The 21591-nt window shown below is 74.7% G+C and carries 25 protein-coding genes; 11 read left to right on the top strand and 14 right to left on the bottom strand.

Going from position 1 to position 21591, the window contains the following annotated elements; all coding sequences use genetic code 11:
* Positions 1-33: 33 nt before the first annotated feature.
* Positions 34-294, top strand: coding sequence for a hypothetical protein (locus PKE99_RS20605; protein WP_051737088.1), 261 nt, complete (start codon positions 34-36; stop codon positions 292-294).
* Between the two features lie 39 nt (positions 295-333).
* Here the strand turns inward: PKE99_RS20605 and PKE99_RS20600 are convergent, their stop codons facing one another.
* From PKE99_RS20600 to PKE99_RS20580, 5 genes are all read right to left on the bottom strand, one after another.
* Positions 334-1212 (bottom strand): alpha/beta fold hydrolase, encoded by an 879-nt coding sequence (locus tag PKE99_RS20600; protein WP_037043025.1) that lies wholly within the window; start codon positions 1210-1212, stop codon positions 334-336.
* 121 nt (positions 1213-1333) lie between these two features.
* The gene (locus PKE99_RS20595; RefSeq protein WP_037043027.1) at positions 1334-2482 is read right to left on the bottom strand and encodes a cystathionine gamma-synthase; all 1149 of its coding nucleotides are present in this window, start codon (positions 2480-2482) and stop codon (positions 1334-1336) included.
* Between the two features lie 10 nt (positions 2483-2492).
* The gene (locus PKE99_RS20590) at positions 2493-3440 is read right to left on the bottom strand and encodes an endonuclease/exonuclease/phosphatase family protein (protein WP_037043029.1); all 948 of its coding nucleotides are present in this window, start codon (positions 3438-3440) and stop codon (positions 2493-2495) included.
* A 69-nt stretch (positions 3441-3509) separates the two neighbouring features.
* A complete protein-coding gene (locus PKE99_RS20585; RefSeq protein ID WP_037043031.1) occupies positions 3510-4871 on the bottom strand; it encodes a cystathionine beta-synthase in 1362 nt (453 codons plus the stop codon).
* Between the two features lie 21 nt (positions 4872-4892).
* Positions 4893-6545, bottom strand: coding sequence for a helix-turn-helix domain-containing protein (locus PKE99_RS20580; protein WP_037043033.1), 1653 nt, complete (start codon positions 6543-6545; stop codon positions 4893-4895).
* A gap of 457 nt (positions 6546-7002) precedes the next feature.
* Here PKE99_RS20580 and shbA point away from each other — a divergent pair, with 457 nt between their 5' ends.
* Positions 7003-7578 carry an RNA polymerase sigma factor ShbA gene (shbA, locus tag PKE99_RS20575; RefSeq protein WP_037043249.1) on the top strand — a complete coding sequence of 192 codons (576 nt, stop codon included), beginning with the start codon at positions 7003-7005 and terminating at the stop codon, positions 7576-7578.
* Between the two features lie 59 nt (positions 7579-7637).
* On the opposite strand, the gene PKE99_RS20570 is transcribed toward shbA, so the two are convergent.
* The 3 genes from PKE99_RS20570 to PKE99_RS20560 all read right to left on the bottom strand — a co-directional run bounded on the left by PKE99_RS20570 (position 7638) and on the right by PKE99_RS20560 (position 9624).
* Complete coding sequence (locus PKE99_RS20570; protein ID WP_037043035.1) at positions 7638-8093, bottom strand: pyridoxamine 5'-phosphate oxidase family protein; 456 nt, start codon at positions 8091-8093, stop codon at positions 7638-7640.
* A 152-nt stretch (positions 8094-8245) separates the two neighbouring features.
* The gene (locus PKE99_RS20565) at positions 8246-9064 is read right to left on the bottom strand and encodes a Bax inhibitor-1/YccA family protein (RefSeq protein ID WP_037043038.1); all 819 of its coding nucleotides are present in this window, start codon (positions 9062-9064) and stop codon (positions 8246-8248) included.
* A 122-nt stretch (positions 9065-9186) separates the two neighbouring features.
* Entirely contained in the window at positions 9187-9624 is a 438-nt protein-coding gene (locus PKE99_RS20560) for a hypothetical protein (RefSeq protein WP_037043039.1), read from the bottom strand.
* 88 nt (positions 9625-9712) lie between these two features.
* Between PKE99_RS20560 and PKE99_RS20555 the strand changes: the two genes are divergently transcribed.
* Complete coding sequence (locus tag PKE99_RS20555; RefSeq protein WP_037043041.1) at positions 9713-10189, top strand: NUDIX hydrolase; 477 nt, start codon at positions 9713-9715, stop codon at positions 10187-10189.
* A gap of 4 nt (positions 10190-10193) precedes the next feature.
* On the opposite strand, the gene tatA is transcribed toward PKE99_RS20555, so the two are convergent.
* On the bottom strand, positions 10194-10469 hold the full coding sequence (gene tatA / locus PKE99_RS20550; RefSeq protein ID WP_037043042.1) for a Sec-independent protein translocase subunit TatA: 276 nt from the start codon (positions 10467-10469) through the stop codon (positions 10194-10196).
* 243 nt (positions 10470-10712) lie between these two features.
* Between tatA and PKE99_RS20545 the strand changes: the two genes are divergently transcribed.
* A complete protein-coding gene (locus tag PKE99_RS20545) occupies positions 10713-10934 on the top strand; it encodes a hypothetical protein (RefSeq protein ID WP_037043043.1) in 222 nt (73 codons plus the stop codon).
* A gap of 180 nt (positions 10935-11114) precedes the next feature.
* On the opposite strand, the gene PKE99_RS20540 is transcribed toward PKE99_RS20545, so the two are convergent.
* A complete protein-coding gene (locus PKE99_RS20540; protein WP_037043045.1) occupies positions 11115-11861 on the bottom strand; it encodes a DUF899 domain-containing protein in 747 nt (248 codons plus the stop codon).
* A gap of 115 nt (positions 11862-11976) precedes the next feature.
* Here PKE99_RS20540 and PKE99_RS20535 point away from each other — a divergent pair, with 115 nt between their 5' ends.
* Positions 11977-13644: an FAD-binding dehydrogenase gene (locus PKE99_RS20535; RefSeq protein ID WP_037043047.1), complete on the top strand. Its 1668-nt coding sequence runs from the start codon at positions 11977-11979 to the stop codon at positions 13642-13644.
* A gap of 256 nt (positions 13645-13900) precedes the next feature.
* Here the strand turns inward: PKE99_RS20535 and PKE99_RS20530 are convergent, their stop codons facing one another.
* Positions 13901-14323, bottom strand: a complete 423-nt coding sequence (locus PKE99_RS20530; protein WP_051737089.1) for an ATP-binding protein — start codon at positions 14321-14323, stop codon at positions 13901-13903.
* A 196-nt stretch (positions 14324-14519) separates the two neighbouring features.
* Between PKE99_RS20530 and PKE99_RS20525 the strand changes: the two genes are divergently transcribed.
* Complete coding sequence (locus PKE99_RS20525; RefSeq protein ID WP_269322956.1) at positions 14520-15068, top strand: GNAT family N-acetyltransferase; 549 nt, start codon at positions 14520-14522, stop codon at positions 15066-15068.
* Between the two features lie 34 nt (positions 15069-15102).
* On the opposite strand, the gene PKE99_RS20520 is transcribed toward PKE99_RS20525, so the two are convergent.
* Entirely contained in the window at positions 15103-15627 is a 525-nt protein-coding gene (locus PKE99_RS20520; protein WP_051737091.1) for a GNAT family N-acetyltransferase, read from the bottom strand.
* 158 nt (positions 15628-15785) lie between these two features.
* Here PKE99_RS20520 and PKE99_RS20515 point away from each other — a divergent pair, with 158 nt between their 5' ends.
* From PKE99_RS20515 to PKE99_RS20505, 3 genes are all read left to right on the top strand, one after another.
* Complete coding sequence (locus PKE99_RS20515; RefSeq protein ID WP_051737092.1) at positions 15786-16958, top strand: serine hydrolase domain-containing protein; 1173 nt, start codon at positions 15786-15788, stop codon at positions 16956-16958.
* Positions 16959-17020: 62 nt separating this feature from the next.
* A complete protein-coding gene (locus tag PKE99_RS20510; protein ID WP_081923931.1) occupies positions 17021-17983 on the top strand; it encodes an alpha/beta hydrolase in 963 nt (320 codons plus the stop codon).
* Between the two features lie 861 nt (positions 17984-18844).
* On the top strand, positions 18845-19102 hold the full coding sequence (locus PKE99_RS20505) for a helix-turn-helix domain-containing protein (protein WP_197040536.1): 258 nt from the start codon (positions 18845-18847) through the stop codon (positions 19100-19102).
* Between the two features lie 4 nt (positions 19103-19106).
* Here PKE99_RS20505 and PKE99_RS20500 read toward each other — a convergent pair whose 3' ends face one another.
* Entirely contained in the window at positions 19107-19904 is a 798-nt protein-coding gene (locus tag PKE99_RS20500; protein WP_197040537.1) for a sulfite exporter TauE/SafE family protein, read from the bottom strand.
* A gap of 64 nt (positions 19905-19968) precedes the next feature.
* Between PKE99_RS20500 and PKE99_RS20495 the strand changes: the two genes are divergently transcribed.
* On the top strand, positions 19969-20433 hold the full coding sequence (locus PKE99_RS20495; protein WP_037043050.1) for a hypothetical protein: 465 nt from the start codon (positions 19969-19971) through the stop codon (positions 20431-20433).
* A 103-nt stretch (positions 20434-20536) separates the two neighbouring features.
* Here the strand turns inward: PKE99_RS20495 and PKE99_RS20490 are convergent, their stop codons facing one another.
* Positions 20537-21004 (bottom strand): hypothetical protein, encoded by a 468-nt coding sequence (locus tag PKE99_RS20490; RefSeq protein ID WP_037043052.1) that lies wholly within the window; start codon positions 21002-21004, stop codon positions 20537-20539.
* Positions 21005-21322: 318 nt separating this feature from the next.
* Between PKE99_RS20490 and PKE99_RS20485 the strand changes: the two genes are divergently transcribed.
* The coding region (locus PKE99_RS20485; RefSeq protein WP_271214900.1) for a hypothetical protein at positions 21323-21591 on the top strand (269 nt) is incomplete at its 3' end.

The following is a 21591-nucleotide window of genomic DNA, read 5'->3' as shown; positions in this document are numbered from 1 at the left end:
TCGCGAACGGGCGGTTGCTGCGGGGGAGGCACGATGCGGGGCGGGGTGAGTCACCGGCTGTCGGGCGGGCCGAAGGGCGCTCGCGCGGCTGTTCCGCTGCTCGCCGCGGCGGTGCTCGGCACCCTCGCGATCGTCACCGTGGAGCAGGCGGGCTGCGCCGACCCGGGTCACTACGTCGCCGTCCCCGGCGGGTATGAGCTCGTCGGCGGCTGCCTCTCCCCCGACGACCTCGTGGTCCCCGCCGCGCCGGCGGCCCCGGCCCTCCCCGCGGCCCCGGTGCCCCCGCGGTCCTGAGATCTGGGACGCGGCCCGACGGCCGCACGTGCGAGCCGCTCAGGCCCAGCGCTCGACGAACTCGGCCGTCGCGGCGTTCACGGCGGGGGCGTCGGAGGCGCTCAGGAAGTGCTGGCCGCCGTCGACGACCTGCAGCCGCGCGTCCCGGGAGCGGACGAACATCCGGATCTCCTCCTCGGCGTTGGGAACCGAGTACACGGCGTCGGCGGTGCCGTGCATCCAGAGGACCGGGCAGCGGACCTCGTCGAGCCTGCCGTGCAGCCCGTCCCGGTCCCGCAGGTTGACCGTGCTGACCCGCAGCCGGTGCCGGCCGTCGTCGCCGGTGTAGTTGCGGCGGTACTCGGCGATCCAGAAGTCCCGCTCCTCGGCGGACACGTCCGGGCCCAGCCCCGCCTCGAGGACGCCGTCGACGAACTCGTCCGGGACGACCCAGTCGTCGCCGACGGACTCGGCGAGGCCGTCGACGGAGGGCGTGCAGAAGGCGATCCCGTCCCAGCAGCCCAGGTCGCGGCTGCGCGCGCTCTCGTAGTCCATCGACGTGCCGAGCGGAACGATGCCCCGCACGACGTCGGGGGCGAGCAGTGCCATGCGGACCGCGACCCACCCGCCCTGCGAGGTGCCCAGGACGAAGGCTTCCCGGATACCGAGCTGCTCGAGGACCTGGAGGTTCGCGATCGCACTGTCCCAGTAGGTGAAGTGCGAGTACGTGGACCGGGTCCGGCCGTGCCCGTACAGCTCGATCGCGAGCAGGTTGGCCGTCGAGGTCAGGGCCTGGTCGGCGAACTGGGGGCGGTACAGCTCTGCGGAGGTGGTGAACGAGTTGACCAGGACGAGCGTCGGGAGCGCGGGGTCGTAGGGCTGGGCGAACGAGTAACCGATGGTCGAGCCGCCGAGGTGCGAGACGGTCACGGTGCTCATGGGATGTCCTTCCTCGGGGCGTCGAGGCCCACGGAGTTCAAGACCGGCGCCCCGCGCCATCGCGTTCACCCGGTCCGGGCCGCCCCGTGGCGCTCGAACGAGCGCCACGGGGAGGCCGGGGTCAGGACGCGGCCGCGTCGAGGGCGGTGCGCAGGTCCTCGACCAGGTCCTCGGCGTCCTCGATGCCCACGGAGAGGCGGACCAGGGAGTCCGGCACCTCCAGCGCCGAGCCCGCCACCGAGGCGTGGGTCATCTGGCCGGGGTGCTCGATCAGCGACTCGACGCCGCCGAGGGACTCGGCGAGCGTGAACAGCTGCGTGGAGGCGCAGACCTTGAGCGCGGCCTCCTTGCCGCCCGCGACCAGGAAGGACACCATCCCGCCGAAGCGGCGCATCTGCTTGGCGGCGACCTCGTGCCCCGGGTGGCCGGGCAGGCCCGGGTAGAGGACCTGCGCGACGGCGGGGTGCGCGGCCAGGGCGTCGGCGATCCGCTCGGCGTTGTCGCTGTGCCGCTCCATGCGCACCGCGAGGGTCTTGGCGCCGCGCAGGGTCAGCCAGGCGTCGAACGGACCGGGGACCGAGCCCACGGAGTTCTGGGTGAACCTGAGCTGCTCGGCGAGCTCGTCGTCGTCGAGCACCAGGGCGCCGCCGACGACGTCCGAGTGGCCGCCGACGTACTTGGTCGTGGAGTGCAGCACCACGTCCGCGCCGAGGGCCAGCGGCTGCTGCAGGTAGGGCGAGGCGAAGGTGTTGTCGACGACGAGCCGTGCGCCGGCCCCGCGGGTGACCTCGGCCAGGGCGGCGATGTCCGCGATCCCGAGCAGCGGGTTGGTCGGGGTCTCGCACCACACGACCTTGGTGGTCGGGCGCAGCGCGGCCCGCAGCGCGTCGACGTCGGCCAGGTCGACGGTCGAGTACTCCACGCCCCACTGCGTGAGGACCTTGTCGACCAGCCGGAACGTGCCGCCGTAGGCGTCGTGCGGGATGACGAGGTGGTCGCCCGGCTTGACCAGCACGCGCAGCAGGACGTCCGACGCGCCCATGCCCGAGCCGAACGCGAAGCCGTGCCGCCCGCCCTCCAGCGCCGCCAGACACTCCTGCAGCGCGGTGCGGGTGGGGTTGGCGGAGCGGGAGTACTCGTACCCGCCGCGCAGCCCGCCGACGCCGTCCTGGGCGAAGGTCGAGCTGGCGTGGATCGGGACGATCACCGCGCCCGTGGTCGGGTCGGGGTCCTGGCCGGCGTGGATGGCCCGGGTGGAGAAGCCGCGCATGGCCGCGAGGCTACGCGGGTCCCGGCACCTCCATGCCCACCAGGACCGCCCGGTGGTCCGTGCCCGGGAGGTCGACGATCTCGTACCGGGTCGTGGTCGCCTCGCGCGGTACGAGCACGTGGTCGATGCGGATGCCGGCCCACCGGGGCAGCCCGGCGTGGTACGTGCCGGTCAGGCCCCTGCCGGTGCCCTCGGCGGCGTCGCGCACGCCGGTCAGCGCGCGGCGCAGCGGGCCGTGGTCGAGCGTGGCGTTGAAGTCCCCGGCGACGATCGGCGCGGGCAGCGCGGCACACCATCGGGCGATGCTGTCCATGTCCCGGGACCACACGCGGGCCTGCCAGCGGGCCATCGGCGCCTGCGGGTGCACCGCGTGGAAGCGGCGGTTGCCCAGCAACCCGCCGCGCGCCCAGAGGTGCTGGCGGCGCAGCTCCGGCCCGGAGCCGACCTCCACGTCGCCCATCCGCTCCGCGACGAGCAGGGTGACCGACCAGCCGTCGGGCTTGCCGGGTTCGGTGGAGACCCAGGAGCGGTAGCCGAGGCCGTCGAGCAGCGGCATGAGCTTGTCGCGGTACTCGAGCCCGGACTCCGGCAGCGACACGAGGTCGGGGCGCTCGCGCGCGATCAGGGCGGCGAGCGCGCCGGCGTCGGCCTGGCCGTCCCAGACGTTGGCGGCCAGCACGGTCAGGTTCGCGGTGCCGGTGGGCCGCCGGCGCGGCACGACCCGTCCGACCAGTCCCGCCGCTCCCGCGGCCGCGACCGCGCCGACCGCGAGCGCGGCCGGCCGGGTGGGCCGGGCCAGGGCCAGGACACCCGCGGCGACGGCCGCCGCGGCCGTGGTGTGCGGACGCAGGGCCCCGAACGCGGTGAAGGGGTGCCGCCGGTCGAGCCCGAGCCGGTCCGGCAGCACGACGGCGGCGGCGCCCGCGCCGAGCACGGTCGCGAGCAGGGATCTCCGCATGGCCCCGACGGTAGCCGCGCCGGCTGAGGGGTCCCTGTGAGCGGCGATCGGCCTCGCCGCCCGCCGGGGTCAGCCCAGGAAGGACAGCACGTCCGAGCGGGTGACGACGCCGGCGGGCTTGCCGTCGACCAGCACCAGCGCGGCGTCGGCGGTGGCGAAGGCCCCCATCGCCGTCTCCAGCGGCTCCCCCGCGCCGATCGTGGGCAGCGGCGGGGACATGTGCTGGTCGAGCCGGTCGGAAAGCTTGGCACGGTTGGTGAACAGCAGGTCGAGGATGTCCCGCTCCACCACCGACCCGACGACCTCGGCCGCCATCACCGGCGGCTCGGCCCGGACCACCGGCATCTGCGAGACGTGGAACTCCCGCAGGTAGTGGACGGCGTCGGCGACCGTCTCGTTCGGGTGCGCGTGCACCAGGTCGGGCAGCGTGCCGTCCTTGCGCCGCAGCACGTCCCCGACCGTGGCGCCCGCGCTGGGCGGCAGGAAGCCGTAGCTGGCCATCCACGAGTCGTTGAAGACCTTGCCGAGGTAGCCGCGGCCGCCGTCGGGCAGCAGGACGACGATCACCGAGTCCGGCGGGGCGGTCTCCGCCACGCGCAGCGCCGCGACCACGGCCATCCCGCACGAGCCGCCGACCAGCAGCGCCTCCTCGCGGGCGAGCCGGCGGGTCATGTGGAAGGAGTCCGCGTCGGAGACGGCGACGATCTCGTCGCACACCTCCTTGTCGTAGGTCGTCGGCCAGAAGTCCTCGCCGACGCCCTCGACCAGGTACGGCCGCCCGGTCCCGCCCGAGTACACGGAGCCCTCCGGGTCGGCGCCGATCACCCGCACCCGCCCGCCGGAGGTCTCCTTGAGGTACCGCCCGGTGCCGGAGATCGTGCCGCCGGTGCCGATGCCGGCCACGAAGTGCGTGATCCGGCCCTCGGTCTGCTCCCAGATCTCCGGCCCGGTCGCCTCGTAGTGCGACGCCGGGTTGTTCTTGTTGGCGTACTGGTTCGGCTTCCAGGCGCCCTCGATCTCGCGGACCAGCCGGTCCGACGTCGAGTAGTACGAGTCGGGGTGGTCGGGGTCGACCGCCGTGGGGCACACGACGACCTCGGCGCCGTAGGCCTTGAGCACGTTGCGCTTGTCCTCGCCGACCTTGTCCGGGCAGACGAACACGCACCTGTAGCCGCGGCGCTGGGCGATCATGGCCAGGCCGATGCCGGTGTTGCCCGACGTCGGCTCGACGATCGTGCCGCCGGGCCGCAGCTCGCCGGACGCCTCGGCCTCGTCGACCATCTTCAGCGCGATGCGGTCCTTCACGCTGCCGCCGGGGTTCATGTACTCGACCTTCGCCAGCACCAGCGGGGACCGGCCCTCGGCGATGCCGCCCAGCTTCACCAGCGGGGTGTTCCCGACGAGGTCGGAGATGTGCTCGGCGTAGCGCATGCCGCCATCGTGCCCGATGGCTCAGGGCGACGGAGCGCGCGGTTCCGCACCGGCAGCCACCACGACGCCCGCGTCACCCGGCGGGGTGCCGCCGTGCCCGCTCCGGTCGGCCGGGAGCCGGGTGAGGGCGTAGGCCGTGGCCGCCATCGCGACCACCAGCAGCACGGCGAGCACCGCGACGGCCACCTGCAGCCGCCGGGTCCGCCGCGGCCCGCCCGCCTCCTCGCGCTCCCGGCTCGCGGCGAGGAACTCGTGCTCGAGCGGGTAGAGCTCGGCGGGCTCCGCCGCCGCGAACGCCGACGCCCCGGCCAGTGCGCGACCGCCGAGGAGCGTGCCCTCGTCCCGCCCGCTGTCGTGCCAGATCCGCGCTCCGTCGGTGACGGTCCCGCGCGCCGGCCGGCGCTCGCGGTCCTCCCGCACCCAGTCGGCCAGCCGCGACCACGCCCGCAGCACGACGTCGTGCGCGAGCTCGAGCGTGCCCTCGCCGGCGACCAGGATCCGGGCGGCGACCAGCGCCTCGACGGTCGCGTCGGTCTCGGCGGCCGCCCCGGCGGCGAGCCCGTGGGTGAGCCCGAAGCGGCGGATGCGCCGGCGCACGGGGTCGGCGACGCCTGCCGTCCCCGGCACCCGGACTAGCCGCAGCAGCAGGGGCCGGACCAGCGCCTGCCGCTCCGGCGGGAGCGCCGCGTACGCCGCCTCGGCGGTGCGCTCGACCGCGCCGTGCACGCCGCCCGCCTCGCGGTGGTGCGCGATCGTGATCTCCGGCCCGCCGGCGGCGGTGGTCCGCTCCCAGGCGGCGGCGAGGGCCAGGGCCAGCAGCGGCAGCGCCCCCGGCGGCGACGACGGCGCTCCGGGCGGCACCTCGAGCTCCCCCAGCGCGAGCTCGGCCAGCCCGTCGGCGGCCGGGAACCCGGCTGCACGGGCGGGTCCGGTGACGACCTGGTGCAGCTGCGCCGCGGACATCCCGGGCACGCGCACCGGATCGTGCCCGGGCTCGCCCAGCGCGGCCAGGGCGTCCTCGCGGATCCCGAGCAGCACGACCCGCCCGGCCGGCACCGCGCCGAGCACCTCCCGCAGCGCCGTGGCCTCCGCGGCGCGGTGGACGTCGTCGACCAGCACGGTCCGTGCCTCACCGAGCAGGGCCGCGAGATCGGCGTCCGGGGCCGCCCCGACGGCGTCCCCGAGCGCCGGCCGGACCCCGGCCCGCAGCAGCGAGCTCGTCCCCGCTCCGGACGGCGCGGTCACCACGACGACCCCGCCCGAGGCCCGCGCGTCCCGGACCCGCCCGACGACCTCGGCCACCAGGGCACTGCGCCCGAACAACGGCCCCGCAACCGGCGCGGCGCCGGGATACGGGCGCAGTCCGGGCGGCGGCTTCGACGGCGCCGCGGCCGCGCGCCGCAGCGCGGCCCGCCACCGCTCGCGCACGGGGTCGTCGGCGGCCACGCCGAACGCGGTGAGGAGGGCGTCGAGCCGGACCGGCGAGGGCAGCGACCGGCCCTGCACGTAGTCCCGGAAGGTGGTGAACGGCAGCAGCGGCACGCCGGACTCCTGCGTGCGCCTGGCGAGCGCGCGGAAGCTCAGCCCGGTCGCGTCCTTCATCCGGCCCAGCTGCTCGGCCAGCCCCGCCCGGTCGGCGACGGCGTCCGGATCGCCGGACGGCTGCGGCGGCATACCCCGGCTCCCCCTCGGCGCCCGCGCCCGGGGGCCGTCCCCGGGTGCCGGGGCAGGATAGGGCGGCACGGCGGTCGCGTGCGTCGTCCGGCACCGGTGCCGGATGGCGACGTCAGGGGCCGGACCGGCTGTACGAAGTTGTACGAGTCCCCGTTCGGGCGTCTCTCCGGAGCACGTCGGCCGTCCGTTCGGACTAGATTCCGGGATTCCGACGCGGGCGGCGGCCGGAGGGGCACGCCGCCGTCGCCCACGTCGCCGCGCTCCCCGTCCGGGTCGCCAGGCCCGGTCTCGAGCACCCGCGGCGCCCACCACCGCCGGGCGCCGCGGGCCCCGTTCCCGTCCCGTGCCCCGCTGCGAGGACCGAGGAGGCAGACGTCGGGTGCACGCGGGCGAGGAGGGGTCCCGCGGGGAGGACGGGACGGGGTCGTGGGCCCCCGGCCGGCGCCCCGCCCGTCGGATCCCCGACCGCACCGCCGAGCTCGACGCCCGCCTCACGGATCTCGCCCGGGTCGCCGCCGACGGCGACCGGCGCGCGCTGGACGCGCTGCTGCGCGCCGCGAACCCCCTGCTGGTCCGCTACTGCCGGGGCCGGCTCGGGCACCGGGCGCCGGGGCTCGCGACCCCCGAGGACGTCGCCCAGGAGGTGGTGATGGCGGTCTGCACGGCCCTGCCGCGCTACCGGGACCTGGAGACGCCGTTCATGGCCTTCGCCTACGGGATCGCGCGCAACAAGATCGCCGACGCGTACCGCTCGGCGGCCCGGGACCGCTCCGACCCGTCCGACGACCTGCCGGAGGCCACGGACGTGCGGGCCGGGCCCGAGGCCGCGGCGGTCGGCGCGGCGCAGATGACGGAGCTGATGGCGCTGATCGACCGGTTGCCCGCCCAGCAGCGGGAGATCGTGGTGCTCCGCGTGCTCGGCGAGCTGTCCGCGGAGGAGACGGCCACGGCCGTCGGCTCGACGCCCGGCGCGGTGCGGGTGGCGCAGCACCGCGCGCTCGCCAAACTCAGGACCTGGCTGAACGAGGGGTGAGCGCGGTGCCGTGCGGCAGCCCGTCGCACGGCACCGCGCTCGGAAACGTCAGGGGAGCCTCACTCGCGCTCGACGCGCCGGACCCCGGAGCCCTCGCGCCAGAACTCGACGACGAGCCGGTCCGCCGCTTCGTTCAGGCACGTCACCACGACCTCGGTGACGTCGGCGCGGAACGCGTCGCCGGAGACCTCCCCGTCCAGCGGCCCGGTCGCCACCGCCCGGCCGGCGATCTTGGCGTCGCCCGCCCACTCCGCCGGGGCGCCCTCCGGCGGGTCCACGGACGTGCTGTGCAGCGCGAACCGCGGATCGCGGCGCAGGTCCGCGCCCTTGCGCGAGTCCGGCATCGACCCGAAGGTCAGCTCGCCCGCGTCGAACTGCGCCTCGATGCCCGAGATGCGCGGCGCGCCGTCCGCCCGCAGCGTGGCGATGGTCTTGTGCGTGTGCGCGTCGAAGAGCCGGCGGGCGCGCGCCGCCAGCTCCGGAGCCTGCTCCTCGACGTCCTTCCAGGAGGCCATGGGAGTGAGCGTCCCGCGGATCCCTGACAACCGTCGTCAGGGAGCCGCGGACACACAGGAACGCCGCGGACGGCCCGAAGGCCCTCCGCGGCGCCCTCCGGCCGGGTGGAGGGGGAACCCGGCCGGGTCCCGGTTTCCCCGGGAGCCGACCCCTATTCCTGGCGGAGGTAGCTCAGCAGCCGCAGGATCTCGATGTACAGCCAGACCAGCGTGGTCATCAGGCCGAAGGCGATGTACCAGGCGAACTTCGCCGGCGCGCCCTCCTTGACGGCCCGGTCGGCCATGTCGAAGTCCAGCATCAGGCTGAACGCGGCCACGCCGATGCAGACGATGCTGAACAGGTAGGCCAGCGGCGACCCGTCCCGCAGGCCGAGGCCGCCGATCGTGAAGAAGCTCATGACCATGTTCGCGAGCATCAGCAGCACGACGCCGATGGACGCGCCGATCAGCCACTTCGTGAACCGCGGCGTGACCCGGACGGCGCCGGTCTTGTAGACGATCAGCATGCCGACGAACACGCCGGCGGTACCGACGATCGCCTGGAAGCCGATGCCCTGGAAGTTCGTGCCGGAGAACTCGAGCGCCCCGGTGAGCGCGCCGAGCGCGACACCCATCGACGCCGAGTACAGCAGCACCAGGAACGGGTTGGTGCTCTGCTTGAAGATCACGATCAGCGACACGACGAAGCCGACGATGATCGCGGGGAGGGCCAGGCCGAACAGGCCGGACCAGGCCGTCAGGATCCCTGCGACCAGCGCCACGCCGCCGGTGATCGCGGTCTTGATCACCACGTCGTCGACGGTCAGGGGCCGCTCGCTCGCGCCCGCCCGGCCGAACTCGGCGCGCGAGGCCCGGGAGTCGGCATAGGCGGCCCCGCCGCCCATCATGCCGCCGCCCTGGCGGTCGAAGGTGGCGTAGCCGCCCTGCCCCGATGGCAGGTTGCGGAACGCCGGGTTGCTGGTGGTGCGCACCGGTTCCTCCTCGTCGCGTGTCTCGCCGCGCTACGTGGTCAACGCCGGCGGGACCCGATCGGTTCCCACTCGGTAAAGCCGACTTTACCCAGACGCGCGGGCGGGCGTCGGTCACGCGGCGGTCATGCGGCCGCGGAGCCTCGATCGGGCGGGTCCAGCACCACGCCGGCCTCCTCGATCGCCGCCTCGGTCTGCAGCCGGGCGAAGGGCCGCTCGCGTTCGGGGACCTCGCACAGCGGCGGGCGCGCGATGCCGACGGCCCGGCAGAGATCGTGGAGGACGTCGTCGTAGGCCGCCATCAGGGCGACCCGGCGGACGTGAGTGGTGGGCTGCCGGCCCCGCACCTCGCGGCGCAACCGGTGCAGGTCGGCGACCAGCGACTCGAAGGACTGCCCGGTGACCGGGGGCGGGCCCCCGCGGCGGCACAGCCGGCGCAGCAGGTCGGGCAGCCCGAGCAGCACCGGGAAGAACCGCGCCACCCCCCAGATGAGGAGCGTCGGCGCAGCGGCGACCGCGACGTACACCAGCACGCCGAGGACGAGCGGGCGGTCTGCCGACACCCGAGATACGGTACCGAGGATTCGCAGGTCAGAGGGATCTTGAAGGCGTCGGGAGGGTCACCCGTCGGCCGCGCGCTAGGTTCGGCGGGTGCCGCACCCCGAACCCGCGCCCCGCCGGCTCGTCCGGCCCGCCGCCTACGCGGTCTGCGTCGAGGACGGACAGGTCCTGCTCGCCCGCTGGACCGGGCCCCGCGGGCCCGAGTGGACGCTGCCCGGCGGCGGGCTGCACCACGGCGAGGACCCGCGCGCCGGCGCGGTGCGGGAGGTCGAGGAGGAGACCGGCTTCACGGTCGCGCTCGACCGGCTGCTGACCGTCGACTCGGTGCACTTCCCGGACGCGGTGAGCCACGCGGGCGAGCCGCTGGACATGTTCGGCATCCGGATCGTCTACGCCGCGCACGTCGTTGGCGGTGAACTGCGTCACGAGGTCGGCGGCACCACCGACAGGGCGGCCTGGGTCCCGCTCGACGAGGTGGCGGGGCTGGTCCGGGTCCCCCTCGTCGAGACCGGGCTGGCGGCCTGGGGCTCGGAGGACCCGGCGCGCAGCGCCGTGCTCGGTTCCTGAGCCGCTACGCGACCCGGTCCTCGGCCTTGTCGGCGGCCTTGGCGGCGGCCTTGTCGGCGGCCGCCTCCGCGGCGACGACGGGCAGCGCGGCCGTCGGGGCCGGCGGCTGGGCGTTCACCGTGGGTTCGGGGGCGTCGGCGCGCAGCCCGCGCATCTCCCCCTTGAAGATCCGGGCGCTCTGCCCGACCGAGCGGGCCATGGTCGGCAGCCGCTTCGCCCCGAAGAGGAGCAGCAGCACACCGACGAGGATGACGATCTCCCAGCCACCGAGGTTCGGCACGACGTGGTCCTTCCGTGTCGCGCGGGCCGGCCGACCCGCGCGGTCCGGCGGCCCGGCCGCGGTCGCCGTCGACCGCGGCCGTCGCGGGCCGCCCTTCTTCCCCGTGCAACGACCCGGACGCGCGGGGGTCACCCCCGTGACGCCCGCGTTCGGATCTCCGCGGTGCGGCCCGTCGGCGCGCGGCCTAACCTCACGGTCCCGCCCGGGAACGTCCCGGGCACGACCCCCAGGAGCACCGGACCGATGTGGGCCTTCTTCTCCCGCCGCCTGCGGATGTGGCTGATCCTCGCGATCGCCGTCCCGGTCGGCGGCTGGCTGTCGGGCAAAGTCGCGGACCTGATCGAGAAGCGCCGCGGGCCCAACACGGTGAGCCGCACGCTGAACCAGGCCCGCGGCTGGTTGCAGCGCCGCTCGAAGGGCCCGCTCGCCGCGCGGACCACGGCGAAGGACCGCCCTGCGCGGTAACGGACCGGCACGGAGAAGGGGCGCCGCGATCCTCCCGAGGGTCCGGATCGCGGCGCCCGGCAGCGCCTGCTCGCTCCCCAGCAACACGCGGTGTGCCCATACCTCGCGCGGTGAGGGACCGGCGTTACGCGGATGGACGGACGTACGTCGAGATGATGACGTCGACGTGAGGAGAACCGCTCAGCCCGCGAAGCTCGGGCCGGTGCGCCGCGCGGCCGCGGACCGCCCCTTCGGCTCCTCCCACTCCTCCTGTCGCCCGAGGGCCGTGAGGTCCAGGAAGGCGTAGGAGCCGCCGATCCACTCGGCGCCGCGGGCGTACTGCGAGTAGGTGTGGAAGACGCGCTCGCCGTCCCGCAGGAAGCAGGACAGGCCGGGCCCCTCGATCGGGAAGTCGCCCTCCACGTAGTAGCCCGTGCCGGCCGCGGCGTGCTCCTCCGCGGTGCGGAAGTTGTACTCGACCGGTGCGACGGCGGGGTCGAGCGTCACGTGGAAGTCGTAGTTGAAGTCGCTGCCGTACGACGAGTACCAGGGGAAGGTCCACCCCTTCTTCGCCTTGTACCGCTCGATCTTCCCGAGGGGCGCGCGCGAGACGTAGGCCAGCGTGGTGTCCCGGACCGCGAGGTGCTCCCGCAGCCCCTCGTTGACCTCGTCGGCGCCCGCGGAGCAGCTCGGGCAGCCGTCCTCCCACTCCGGCTTGAACATGAAGTGCCCGACGAGCAGCTGTAGCCGGCCCTCGAACAGGTCGAGCAGGCCGACCCGGCCGTCCGGGCCGGTGAACACGTAGTCCTTCTCGATCTCGACCATCGGCAGCCGCCTGCGGTCGGCGCTCAGCGCGTCGCGCGCCCGGGTCAGCTCCTTCTCGCGCTCCAGCAGCGCCAGGCGGGCCGCCCGCCACTCCTCCCGGGTCACGATCTCCGGCAGGGTCATGGGTCTCCTCCTCGGATCGGTGTCACGAGGGCCGACCCCGCGCGTCCCCGGAAGTCATCGGTCACGCCGATTTGTCGGGATTGCCGCCGGGGCCGCGGGAGGCCAGGGTGGGACCGTGAACGCCGACGTGATCGTCGTGGGGGCCGGGCTGGCCGGTCTCGTCGCGACCGCCGAGCTCGCCGCCGCGGGCCGCAAGGTCGTGCTGGTCGATCAGGAGCCGGAGACGAACCTGGGCGGCCAGGCGTTCTGGTCGTTCGGCGGGCTGTTCCTCGTCGACTCCTCCGAGCAGCGCCGGATGGGGATCAGGGACTCGGCCGAGCTGGCCCTGCAGGACTGGCTGGGCAGCGCGGGCTTCGACCGGGAGGTCGACGACCCGGCCGGCGAGGACTTCTGGGCCCGGCAGTGGGCCACCGCCTACGTCGACTTCGCCTCCGGCGAGAAGCGCGCCTGGCTGCACGGCCTCGGCGTGCGCTGGTTCCCGCTGGTCGGCTGGGCCGAGCGCGGCGGCTACCTCGCCGACGGGCACGGCAACTCCGTCCCGCGTTTCCACGTCACCTGGGGCACCGGGCCGGGTCTGGTCGAGCCGTTCGCGACCGCGGTGCGCGACGCCGAGCGCGCCGGCCTGGTCGAGCTGCGGTTCCGGCACCGGGTCGACGCCCTGACCAGCACCGGAGGGGTGGTCGACGGCGTGTCCGGCGCCGTGCTCGAGCCGAGCCCGGCCGCACGCGGGGCGGCCAGCTCACGCGTCGAGACCGGGACCTTCGAGCTGAGGGCCCAGGCGGTGATCGTGACCTCGGGCGGGATCGGCGCGAACCACGACCTCGTCCGCGCGAACTGGCCGGCGCGGCTCGGCATGCCGCCGGAGCACATGGTCACCGGCGTCCCCGCGCACGTCGACGGCCGGATGCTCGGCATCACCGAGGCAGCGGGCGGGCGGATCGTCAACCGCGACCGGATGTGGCACTACACCGAGGGCGTCCGCAACCACGCCCCCGTCTGGGCCGGGCACGGGATCCGGATCCTGCCGGGGCCGTCGTCGATCTGGCTCGACGCCACCGGCCGCCGGCTGCCGGCGCCGTACTTCCCCGGCTTCGACACCCTCGGCACGCTGCAGGCGCTGCGCGCCACCGGTCACGACCACTCCTGGTTCGTGCTGACGCAGAAGATCATCGAGAAGGAGTTCGCGCTCTCGGGCTCGGAGCAGAACCCGGACCTCACCGAGAAGGACGTCCGGGCGACGCTCGGCCGGATCCGGCCCGGCGCCCCCGCGCCCGTCGAGGCGTTCAAGGAGCGCGGCGAGGACTTCGTGGTCGCCACGACACTCGCCGAGCTGGTCGACGGGATGAACAAGCTGACCGCCGAGCCGCTGCTGGACGCGGCCGAGATCGAGCGGCAGATCGTGGCCCGGGACCGCGAGATGACCAACCCGTTCACCAAGGACCTGCAGGTCAGCGCCATCCACAACGCCCGGCGCTACCGCGGCGACCGGCTGGGACGGACGGCGTCCCCGCACCGGATCCTGGACCCGAAGGCGGGCCCGCTGATCGGCGTCAAGCTCCACGTGCTGACGCGCAAGACCCTCGGCGGGCTGCAGACCGACCTGTCCGGCCGGGTGCTCGACACCGCGGGCACGCCGGTCCCCGGACTGTTCGCGGCCGGCGAGGTGGCCGGCTTCGGGGGCGGCGGCGTGCACGGCTACCGCTCCCTCGAGGGCACCTTCCTCGGCGGCTGCCTGTTCAGCGGGCGCGGGGCGGGCCGGTCGGCCGCCCGCGACACCGCCTGAGGGCGGCGCACGAGGGGCTGAGAACGGGGCGCGGCCCGGCCGCCGTCGAGCCGGCCGGGCCGCCTTACCTCCGGGGGTGCGCGCGTAGCTCCCCAGTTGCGCGCGCGAGGCAGATCCGGAGTCGTCGCGGGCGCCGGACCCCCGGCCACGCGGCGCCGGTACCGAGTCTGGCCCACGACGATCACCTTTCGGCTACCCCTCCGCGCCGGAACGGAAACGGTGTTGCCGGAAATTCGTCGATCGTCCGGATCGGCTCTCAGGCCAGCTCGAGCGTGGCCCAGACGGTCTTGCCGGTGCGGGTGCGGCGGACGCCCCAGCGCGAGACCGCGTTGACGATGGTCAGGCCCCGGCCGCGGTGCGCGCCGAGCCGTGACTCCCCCACCGTCAGCGGGTCACCCGCGCCGGCGTCGTCGACCTCGATCCGCATCCGGACCCGGTCGAGCACGGTGACCCGCAGCCGCCGCGGGCCCCCCGCGTGCTCGACGGCGTTGGTCACGAGCTCGGTGCAGACGAGCTCGGCGTCGAGCAGGGTGTCCGTGGGTGCCAGTTGCTCGCGCAGCCAGGCGCGCAGACCGGGCAGGCAGGTGGCGTCCCGGAACGCGGCGACGAGCGAGGCGGGCTGGCCGTCCACGCGACGTCCGGCCACGTCCGTCCTCTCGTTCGCCTCGACCATGGTCATGATGCGGCAGTACCCCGTTCGGCCGTCCTTCACGCGTCCGGTGGAGCACACCCCTCGACCCGGTCGACCGGAGGTGCCTCCGCCCGGGGCCCGGGGTCCCCTCGGGCCACCGTTCCCCGCACGATCATCACGCCCGTGACCGGCTGGAACGCTGCTCCATCCGGCCGCCGGCGGCGATCTCTGCGAGGGTCGGGGCGTGCAGTGGAGTGCATGTCGCGAGGGCCGGATCACGATGGGCGAACACGCGGAGCTCGCGGTCCTGCTCCGCGCGGCCTACGCACACCTCCCCGAGTTCTTCGGCGGGGTGCGGACGTGGTCCTACGTGCGGCCCGAGGCCCGGGTCATGGGCCGGGACGGCGAGGGGCCCGCCGCGCACGCCGGGGTGCTGCGGCGCTTCCTGCAGGTCGACGGCACCGACCAGCTGACCGCGGTGGTGGGCCTGGTGGCGGTGCGGCCCGGGCTGCAACGGCAGGGCGTCGGTCTGGCACTGCTCGACCGGGTGCGCGCCTTCCTCGGCGAGCTGGCGGTGCCCTTCGGCATCCTCATGTGCGCCGAGCACCACGTCGCCTTCTACGAGCGCGGCGGCTGGCGCCGGCTCTCGCCCCGGCGCTCCGTCTACTCGCCGGACGACACCACGGAGCCGCGCCCCTTCGTCGACGAGATCACCAGGACGACGCTGGTCCTGCCCGTCACCGAGAAGGACTGGCCGGACGGGGAGATCCACTGGAACGGCGCGACGGTCTGAGCGCCGGTCGGCACCGTGTGCACGGCCGCCGGTCTCACACCCGGCGGGCCGTCCCGCCGGTCCTGCGCAGGTCGAGGCTCATCCCGTGCTCGGGCAACACGAAGCCGTCCGGCCGCTCCTCTCGCTGCCTCCGCCCGTCCGGTATCCATCCGCGGGCGCGGTAGAAGGCCGCGGCGCGCTCGTTGCCGTCGAGCACCCAGAGCTCGGCCCGCGCGCACCCCTGCCGGGCCAGGTGCTCGACGGCAGCGTTGTGCAGCAGCGTGCCGATCGTGCGTCGCCACTGCGAGGGGGCGATGTACAGGGCCAGGAGCTCGCCGACGTCCGGATCGCCCGGGCGGGGACGGACCGCCACGAAGCCGACGAGTGCGCCGGACTCCTCCGCGACCAGCACCGCGGCGCCGGACGAGCCCAGCACCCCGCGCCACATCCGTTCCCGCTCGTCGACCGAGAGCGCGGCGAGGAGCTCCGCGGGCATCAGGCCCTCGTACGCGCTCCGCCACGACTCGACCTGCACGCGCGCGATCGCCCGCGCGTCGGTGACGGTGGCTCGCCGGACCATCCCCCGATCCTGGCGACGACGGGGCCGCTCCGGCAGCCCCTTCCGACCCGACGAATGGCGGGCGCCGCACCCGAAGCTGCGCGTGATCGTCGGTACCGCGGGGCGCGGCGGGTCGGCACGATCGACCCGATTCCCCGACATGACCAACGGAGGTCAGCATGAGTCCTGCCATCGACGGAAGCGGCATCGACCGGGTCCTGCGGGAGGCGGTCGAGTCCGGCGCGGTGCCGCACGTCGCGGCGATCGCCGCGGACCGCGACGGGATCATCTACGAGGGCGGGGCGGGCCCCCGCATCGTCGGCGAGGCCACCGAGGAGGTCTCCACCTCCACCCAGTTCCGGATCATGTCGATGACCAAGATGGTCGCGACGACCGCGGCGCTGCAGCAGGTCGAGCGGGGCGAGCTGGAGCTCGAGGCGCCCGTCGACACCTACTGCCCGGAGTTCGCCGAGATCCAGGTCCTCGAGGGCTTCGACGGCGACACCCCGAAGCTGCGCCCCGCCGGCAGCCGCGCCACCGTGAAGCAGCTGATCACGCACACGTCGGGCCTCGGGTACTGGTTCTGGAACGAGGCGCTCGACAGGTACCAGAAGGTCACGGGGCTGCCGAACGTCCTGGGCGGCGCCGAGGCGTTCAAGGCGCCGCTGGTCGCCGACCCCGGCACGCAGTACGTCTACGGGATCAACACGGACTGGCTGGGCAAGGTCGTGGAGGCAGTCGCCGGCCAGGGCCTGGACGTGGTGATCAAGGAGGGCATCACCGGCCCGCTCGGCATGGACGACACGATGTTCCTGCTCGACGACGGCCGCCGCGAGAACTGCGTGACCGTCCACGTCCGGGGCGAGGACGGGAACTGGACCTCGGCCGGCGAGCTGCTGCCGCAGCAGCCGGACTGGTACGCCGGCGGCCACGGCCTCTACTCCACCCCGCGCGACTACATCCGCTTCGAGCGCGCCCTGCTGCGCGGCGGCGAGCTCGACGGCACGCGGATCCTCACCGAGCAGACCGTCGACGCCGCCTTCACCAACCAGATCGGCGACCTGGACTTCCCCGCCGAGATCCCGACGGCCGACCCGCCGATCACCGACGCCCTGCGCGTCGGGCCGGGGTGGAAGTGGGGCCTCGGGCTCCTGCTGAACACCCGGGACGTCCCCGGGGGCCGACGCGCGGGCACCGGGGCGTGGGCGGGGCTGTTCAACACCCACTTCTTCGTCGACCGCGCATCCGGGGTCTGTGCGTCCATCTACACCAACTCGCTGCCGTTCATCACCGAGAACGAGGCCTGGAAGCTCTACGGGGACTTCGAGTCCGCGCTCTACGCCGCCCTTTGATCCCCGCCCCGCCGCGGCCGGTGCGCCGGCCGCGGCGGGCCCGTCCGGAGGAGGCCCCGACGATGACGGCGGTCGCGCGCCCGGAGTTCGACCCCGAGCTGAAGGCCGGCCTGGCCGTGGTCGGCGGGGTCTTCCCGCCGACGATCACGCCCGACCTGATCGCCTTCATGCGGCGCTCGTACGCGTCCCCGCCGATCGAGGACACACTGCGCGGGCGGGCGATCGAGCGGCGCGAGCACGTGATCGCGGGGCATCGCGGGGACCCGCTCGCCGTGTCCGTGCTGCGGCCGGCGGGGATCGACACGCCCCGGCCCGGCGTGCTCTTCGTGCACTCCGGCGGGCTGATGTTCGGCGACCGGTTCAGCGGTGCGGACCTCGTGCTGGACTGGGTCGACGGGCTCGGCGCGGTGCTCGTGACCGTCGAGTACCGGCTGGCGCCCGAGTTCCCCGACCCGTACCCGCGCGAGGACTGCTACGCGGCGCTCGAGTGGGTCGCGGCGAGCGCCGAGGTGCTCGGGATCCGGCGCGACCGGCTGCTGGTCGCCGGCGCCAGCTCCGGCGGCGGCCTCGCGGCGGGGATGACCCTGGCCTCCCGGGACCGGGGCGGGCCAGCGCTCTGCGGGCAGGTGCTGGACTACCCGATGCTCGACGACCGGGGCGGCACGCCGTCCACCCGGCAGTTCGACGGCGTGGGCGTGTGGGACCGGGTCAGCAACGAGACCGGGTGGACCGCGCTGCTCGGCGAGGCCCGCGGCGGCCCCGGCGTCTCGCCCTACACCGCGCCCGCCCGGGCCACCGACCTGCGCGGACTGCCGCCGGCGTTCGTCGACGTCGGGGCGGCGGAGATCTTCCGGGACGAGGCGATCGCGTACGCCGACCGGATCTGGGCCGCGGGCGGCGACGCCGAGCTGCACGTCTGGGCGGGCGGCTTCCACGCCTTCGACATCTTCGCCCCGCACACCGCGCTCGCCCGCGGGATGATCCGCACCCGCAAGGCCTGGGTGGAGAAGATCCTGGCCGACTGACCCGTACTGACGGGTGACCCGGGCCACTACACTCGGCCCCTCGGAACGACGTCGTGAGGTGGTCGTGCAGGAGCTCCTGGGCCGCATCTCCGCCCTCGACCCCCAGGCCAGCGTGAGCCTGCGGGTGATCGCCTGCTTCGACGAGCTCGTCGTGGGCAACGTCAACACCCGCGGCCTGCTCAGCGCGGCCGCCTCGCTCGCGGGCTGCACGGCGGGGTTCTGCCAGGACCTGCCGCCGAGGGCCGTGCGGGTCACGCCCAAGGGCGAGCTCGCCGAGGGGCACGCACTGCCACCGGCGGACTCGTCGATCCACTGCGACGGCCTCACGGTGTGGCTCGAGCGCGAGGGACCCGCCCACGCCAACGACTCGATCATCCTCGAGCGGCTCGCGCTGGCCGTGCGGATCCGGCACGGGCGGGGCCGGCGGGACGCCGACAACCGGCGCGAGCTGGGCCTCCTGCTCGACCGCTCGGTCCCCGTGGAGGAGCGCCGCACCGCCGCGGCCCGCCTGCACCTCGCGCCCGGGGCGAAGTACCGCGTGCTCGCCGCGCCGCTGTTCGCGGTGTGGGCGGAGCACCCGACCGGCGCCGAGGACGTCGTCGCCACCCCGTACGGCCCCATCCACGCGCTCGTCGTCCCGCAGGACCGGGCACGGTGCGGCGCGAGCCCGTCGGGGATCGGAATCGCGACCACGGTGGAGCACCTGCACCGCTCGTTCCGCACCGCCGTCGTCGCGCTGCGGTTGTGCGCGCCGCCGGCCACACCCTGCGTGCTCGCCGACCGCTACGGCGGGGTGATCGAGCTGCTCGCCGACGCCCCGCTCGACGCCGACCTCCCCGACGTCGCCCCCTCGACGAGGTCATGGGGCACGCCTGGGGCCCGGCCACGCTCGACGCGCTGGTCCGCGCGGGGTCGGTCCGGCAGGCCGCGCGGCTGGCCGGGGTGCACCACAGCACGCTGCAGACCCGGCTCGACGCGATCACGGACGTCGTCGGGTTCGACCCGTTCGACGGCATCGGCCGCACCCGGCTCGGCATCGCGTACCTGGTGTGGCGGCAACGCAACTCGCGGGTGCTGGACCTGCCCGCGCCGACCTACACGGCCTCCACGGCGGGCTGACGCGCTAGCCGCGGGCGGCCTGGACGAGGTAGGTCACCGCGAGCCCGATCGCCAGGACCCCGAGCAACGTGCGCAGCGCCGTCTCCGGGACCCGCGGTTGGAGGCGGGCGCCGAGGTAGCCGCCGATCAGGCCCCCGGCGCCGCAGCACAGCCCGGTGATCCAGTCGGGCCCGACCGGCCAGTCGACGACCAGGGACAGCAGGCCGTAGGTCGCGACGCCGGCCACCGAGGTGAGGAACGTGGCCGCGAGGGCCGCGGGGGCGACCGTCGCGACGGACATGCCCGTCCCCACCAGGATCGGTCCGAGCAGCGAGCCGCCGCCGATGCCGTAGATCCCGCCGACGACCCCCACGACGGCGCCGAGCCCGGTCACGACCGGCCCCCGCAGCTCGCGCGGGGGTGCGGGGCGGTCCCGGATCCGCAGGCACAGCCAGATCCCGATGCCGAGCAGCAGCGCGGCCGCCAGCACGCGGAACACCCGGTCACCGGGCGCGAGGAACACCCGCACGAGGGTCCCGACGACGACCCCAGGCAGCGTCCCGGCGACGAGCCGCCGGGTCAGCGGGCCGCCGAGCGCGCCGGTGCGGTGGTGGCGGAGCAGGGCGCCGGGGGTGGCGACGACGTTGTACAGCAGGTTCGTCGGGGTGACGGCAGGGCTGGGCACCCGCAGGAGGTCGAACTGCACCGGGAGCAGGAAGACCGCGCCGGACACCCCGACGGGCGTGGTCACCACGGCGACGACCAGCCCTGCACCGAAGGCGAGCAATGCCGTGAGCGGGGACACGAGGGGATCCTCGCTCACCGCGGGTCCGGAACTGTCGGTCCTCCTCCGTAGGGTCCGATCCGGACGGACGAGGAGGGCGAAGGTGGAGCACCCGGACCCGGTGATGGCGGAGATCGCGCAGGTGGTCGAGCTGGGGCAGACCGGCTCGGCGGCGGAGGCGCGGGCGCGGTTCACGCAGCTCTGGGAGCGGTTGGGGCCGCGCGGCGACCCGTTGCACCGGTGCGCGCTCGCGCACTACGCGGCGGACGTGCAGGAGGACCTGGCCGAGGAGCTGCGGTGGGACCTCCGCGCGCTCGCGGCCGCGGACGAGCTGACGGACGAGCGCGCGCAGCAGCACCACCACTCCCTCGCGGTGGCGGGCTTCTACCCGTCGCTCCACCTCAACCTCGCCGACGTCCACCGCCGCCTCGGCGATGCCGGGCGCGCCCGCGATCACCTCGCCCGGGCCGAACGGGCGGTCGACGCCCTCGGCGACGACGGGTACGGCAGCATGATCAGGCAGGGCATCGCCCGGTGCGCCGAACGCCTTGCGGTGGAAGGACGATGACCGCGAGACCGGGGCAGCCTCGTCAAGGACCTGGGGCGGTTGCCGGGGGCCAGCGACCGGGGCCGGGGCCGGCGGCCGGGGTCGCAGCCGGGCACGCTGCCGATCAGGTGAGCTTGCGGTAGGCAAGGTCGAAGTCGTGCTCCCATGTCGCGCCGCCGTCGTGTGACTTCTCCCATCGGCCCGTGATCGTCCGCCCAGCGTCGCCGAACGTGCCCGTGTAGCGCTGCGCGAAGTCCAGCGGGGTGAAGTCCGGCCGGTCCCGGAGAAGCGTCCACTCGCCGTCGCGCAACGTCATGCGGTAGACGCGGACCACGCCGCGTGAGTCGAAGTAGTGCTGCACGTACTCGTGCCCGTCGCCCTCCTCGGGCACCGACAGCAGCGCGAGGACGCCCGGCGCCGCCGGATGGCTCGTGGTGGACCGCTGCTGCAGGAACTTCCTGCCCAGCTCCCATGCGAAGGTGAGGGTCCCGCGGATCGGCTCGGGGGTGAGGGTGAACCGCGCCTCGACCGCCCACTCCCCCACCAACGGCTCCAAGCGTTCCAGGGCCGCGGTGCGGGTGGCGTCGTCCATCGCGTCTCCTCCTCGGTCCGGGTCCGGGTCCGGGTTCGGGTTAGGGTTCGGGTTCGGAGGAGAGACTCGACGCCGCCTCGTTCCTCATCGCCGAGTCGGGTACCAGCAGCTGTGCGGGTCATGGCCGTCACCGACGGGCGGCCGCAGCGGTCGGAGGGTCGTCCTGATGAGCGCGCGTGCACAGCGGCAGTGCTCGGAGTGGGTGAACGCAGCGAAGCCTGGGGCGAAGGGAGCCCAGCGACCAGAGGCGGCACCGCTCGGGAACGGGCGGGACAGCGAGCGCCGGAACTTGTCGGTGCTCGAATGTATGTTCGATCCGTGCAGCAGACCGAGCTGATCCAGGACCTGGCGGACCTCCCGCCCGGCCCGGCGCTCGCCGCTGCCCTGGCTCGGATCGACCCGCTCACCCTGCCGCTGCCCGACCGGCTCACCGTGGTCGAGGCCTGGCACCGACAGCACAGCCACTCCCGGGCCGGGTTCTACCGAGCGATGGTCGCCCTCGGCACCGACGACCCCACCCAACCCGGCTGGAGCGAACGCGATTGGTCCGACGAAGTCCGCGCCGCCCTGGCCTGGACCCGCCGCGC

The organism is Pseudonocardia halophobica, from assembly GCF_027922425.1.
Lineage (GTDB): Bacteria > Actinomycetota > Actinomycetes > Mycobacteriales > Pseudonocardiaceae > Pseudonocardia > Pseudonocardia halophobica.
This window is presented reverse-complemented; position numbering and strand designations above follow the sequence as displayed.

What these genes read in the sequence shown, in the direction of transcription:
- PKE99_RS20530 (WP_051737089.1), bottom strand. Translation starts at nt 14,323, where the DNA reads ATGACCATGGTCGAGGCGAACGAGAGGACGGACGTGGCCGGACGTCGC.
- PKE99_RS20570 (WP_037043035.1), bottom strand. Translation starts at nt 8,093, where the DNA reads ATGGCCTCCTGGAAGGACGTCGAGGAGCAGGCTCCGGAGCTGGCGGCG.
- PKE99_RS20590 (WP_037043029.1), bottom strand. Translation starts at nt 3,440, where the DNA reads ATGCGGAGATCCCTGCTCGCGACCGTGCTCGGCGCGGGCGCCGCCGCC.
- PKE99_RS20585 (WP_037043031.1), bottom strand. Translation starts at nt 4,871, where the DNA reads ATGCGCTACGCCGAGCACATCTCCGACCTCGTCGGGAACACCCCGCTG.
- PKE99_RS20505 (WP_197040536.1), top strand. Translation starts at nt 18,845, where the DNA reads ATGGGGCACGCCTGGGGCCCGGCCACGCTCGACGCGCTGGTCCGCGCG.
- PKE99_RS20595 (WP_037043027.1), bottom strand. Translation starts at nt 2,482, where the DNA reads ATGCGCGGCTTCTCCACCCGGGCCATCCACGCCGGCCAGGACCCCGAC.
- PKE99_RS20600 (WP_037043025.1), bottom strand. Translation starts at nt 1,212, where the DNA reads ATGAGCACCGTGACCGTCTCGCACCTCGGCGGCTCGACCATCGGTTAC.
- PKE99_RS20545 (WP_037043043.1), top strand. Translation starts at nt 10,713, where the DNA reads ATGTGGGCCTTCTTCTCCCGCCGCCTGCGGATGTGGCTGATCCTCGCG.
- PKE99_RS20510 (WP_081923931.1), top strand. Translation starts at nt 17,021, where the DNA reads ATGACGGCGGTCGCGCGCCCGGAGTTCGACCCCGAGCTGAAGGCCGGC.
- PKE99_RS20520 (WP_051737091.1), bottom strand. Translation starts at nt 15,627, where the DNA reads ATGGTCCGGCGAGCCACCGTCACCGACGCGCGGGCGATCGCGCGCGTG.
- PKE99_RS20580 (WP_037043033.1), bottom strand. Translation starts at nt 6,545, where the DNA reads ATGCCGCCGCAGCCGTCCGGCGATCCGGACGCCGTCGCCGACCGGGCG.
- PKE99_RS20605 (WP_051737088.1), top strand. Translation starts at nt 34, where the DNA reads ATGCGGGGCGGGGTGAGTCACCGGCTGTCGGGCGGGCCGAAGGGCGCT.
- PKE99_RS20515 (WP_051737092.1), top strand. Translation starts at nt 15,786, where the DNA reads ATGAGTCCTGCCATCGACGGAAGCGGCATCGACCGGGTCCTGCGGGAG.
- PKE99_RS20490 (WP_037043052.1), bottom strand. Translation starts at nt 21,004, where the DNA reads ATGGACGACGCCACCCGCACCGCGGCCCTGGAACGCTTGGAGCCGTTG.
- PKE99_RS20540 (WP_037043045.1), bottom strand. Translation starts at nt 11,861, where the DNA reads ATGACCCTGCCGGAGATCGTGACCCGGGAGGAGTGGCGGGCGGCCCGC.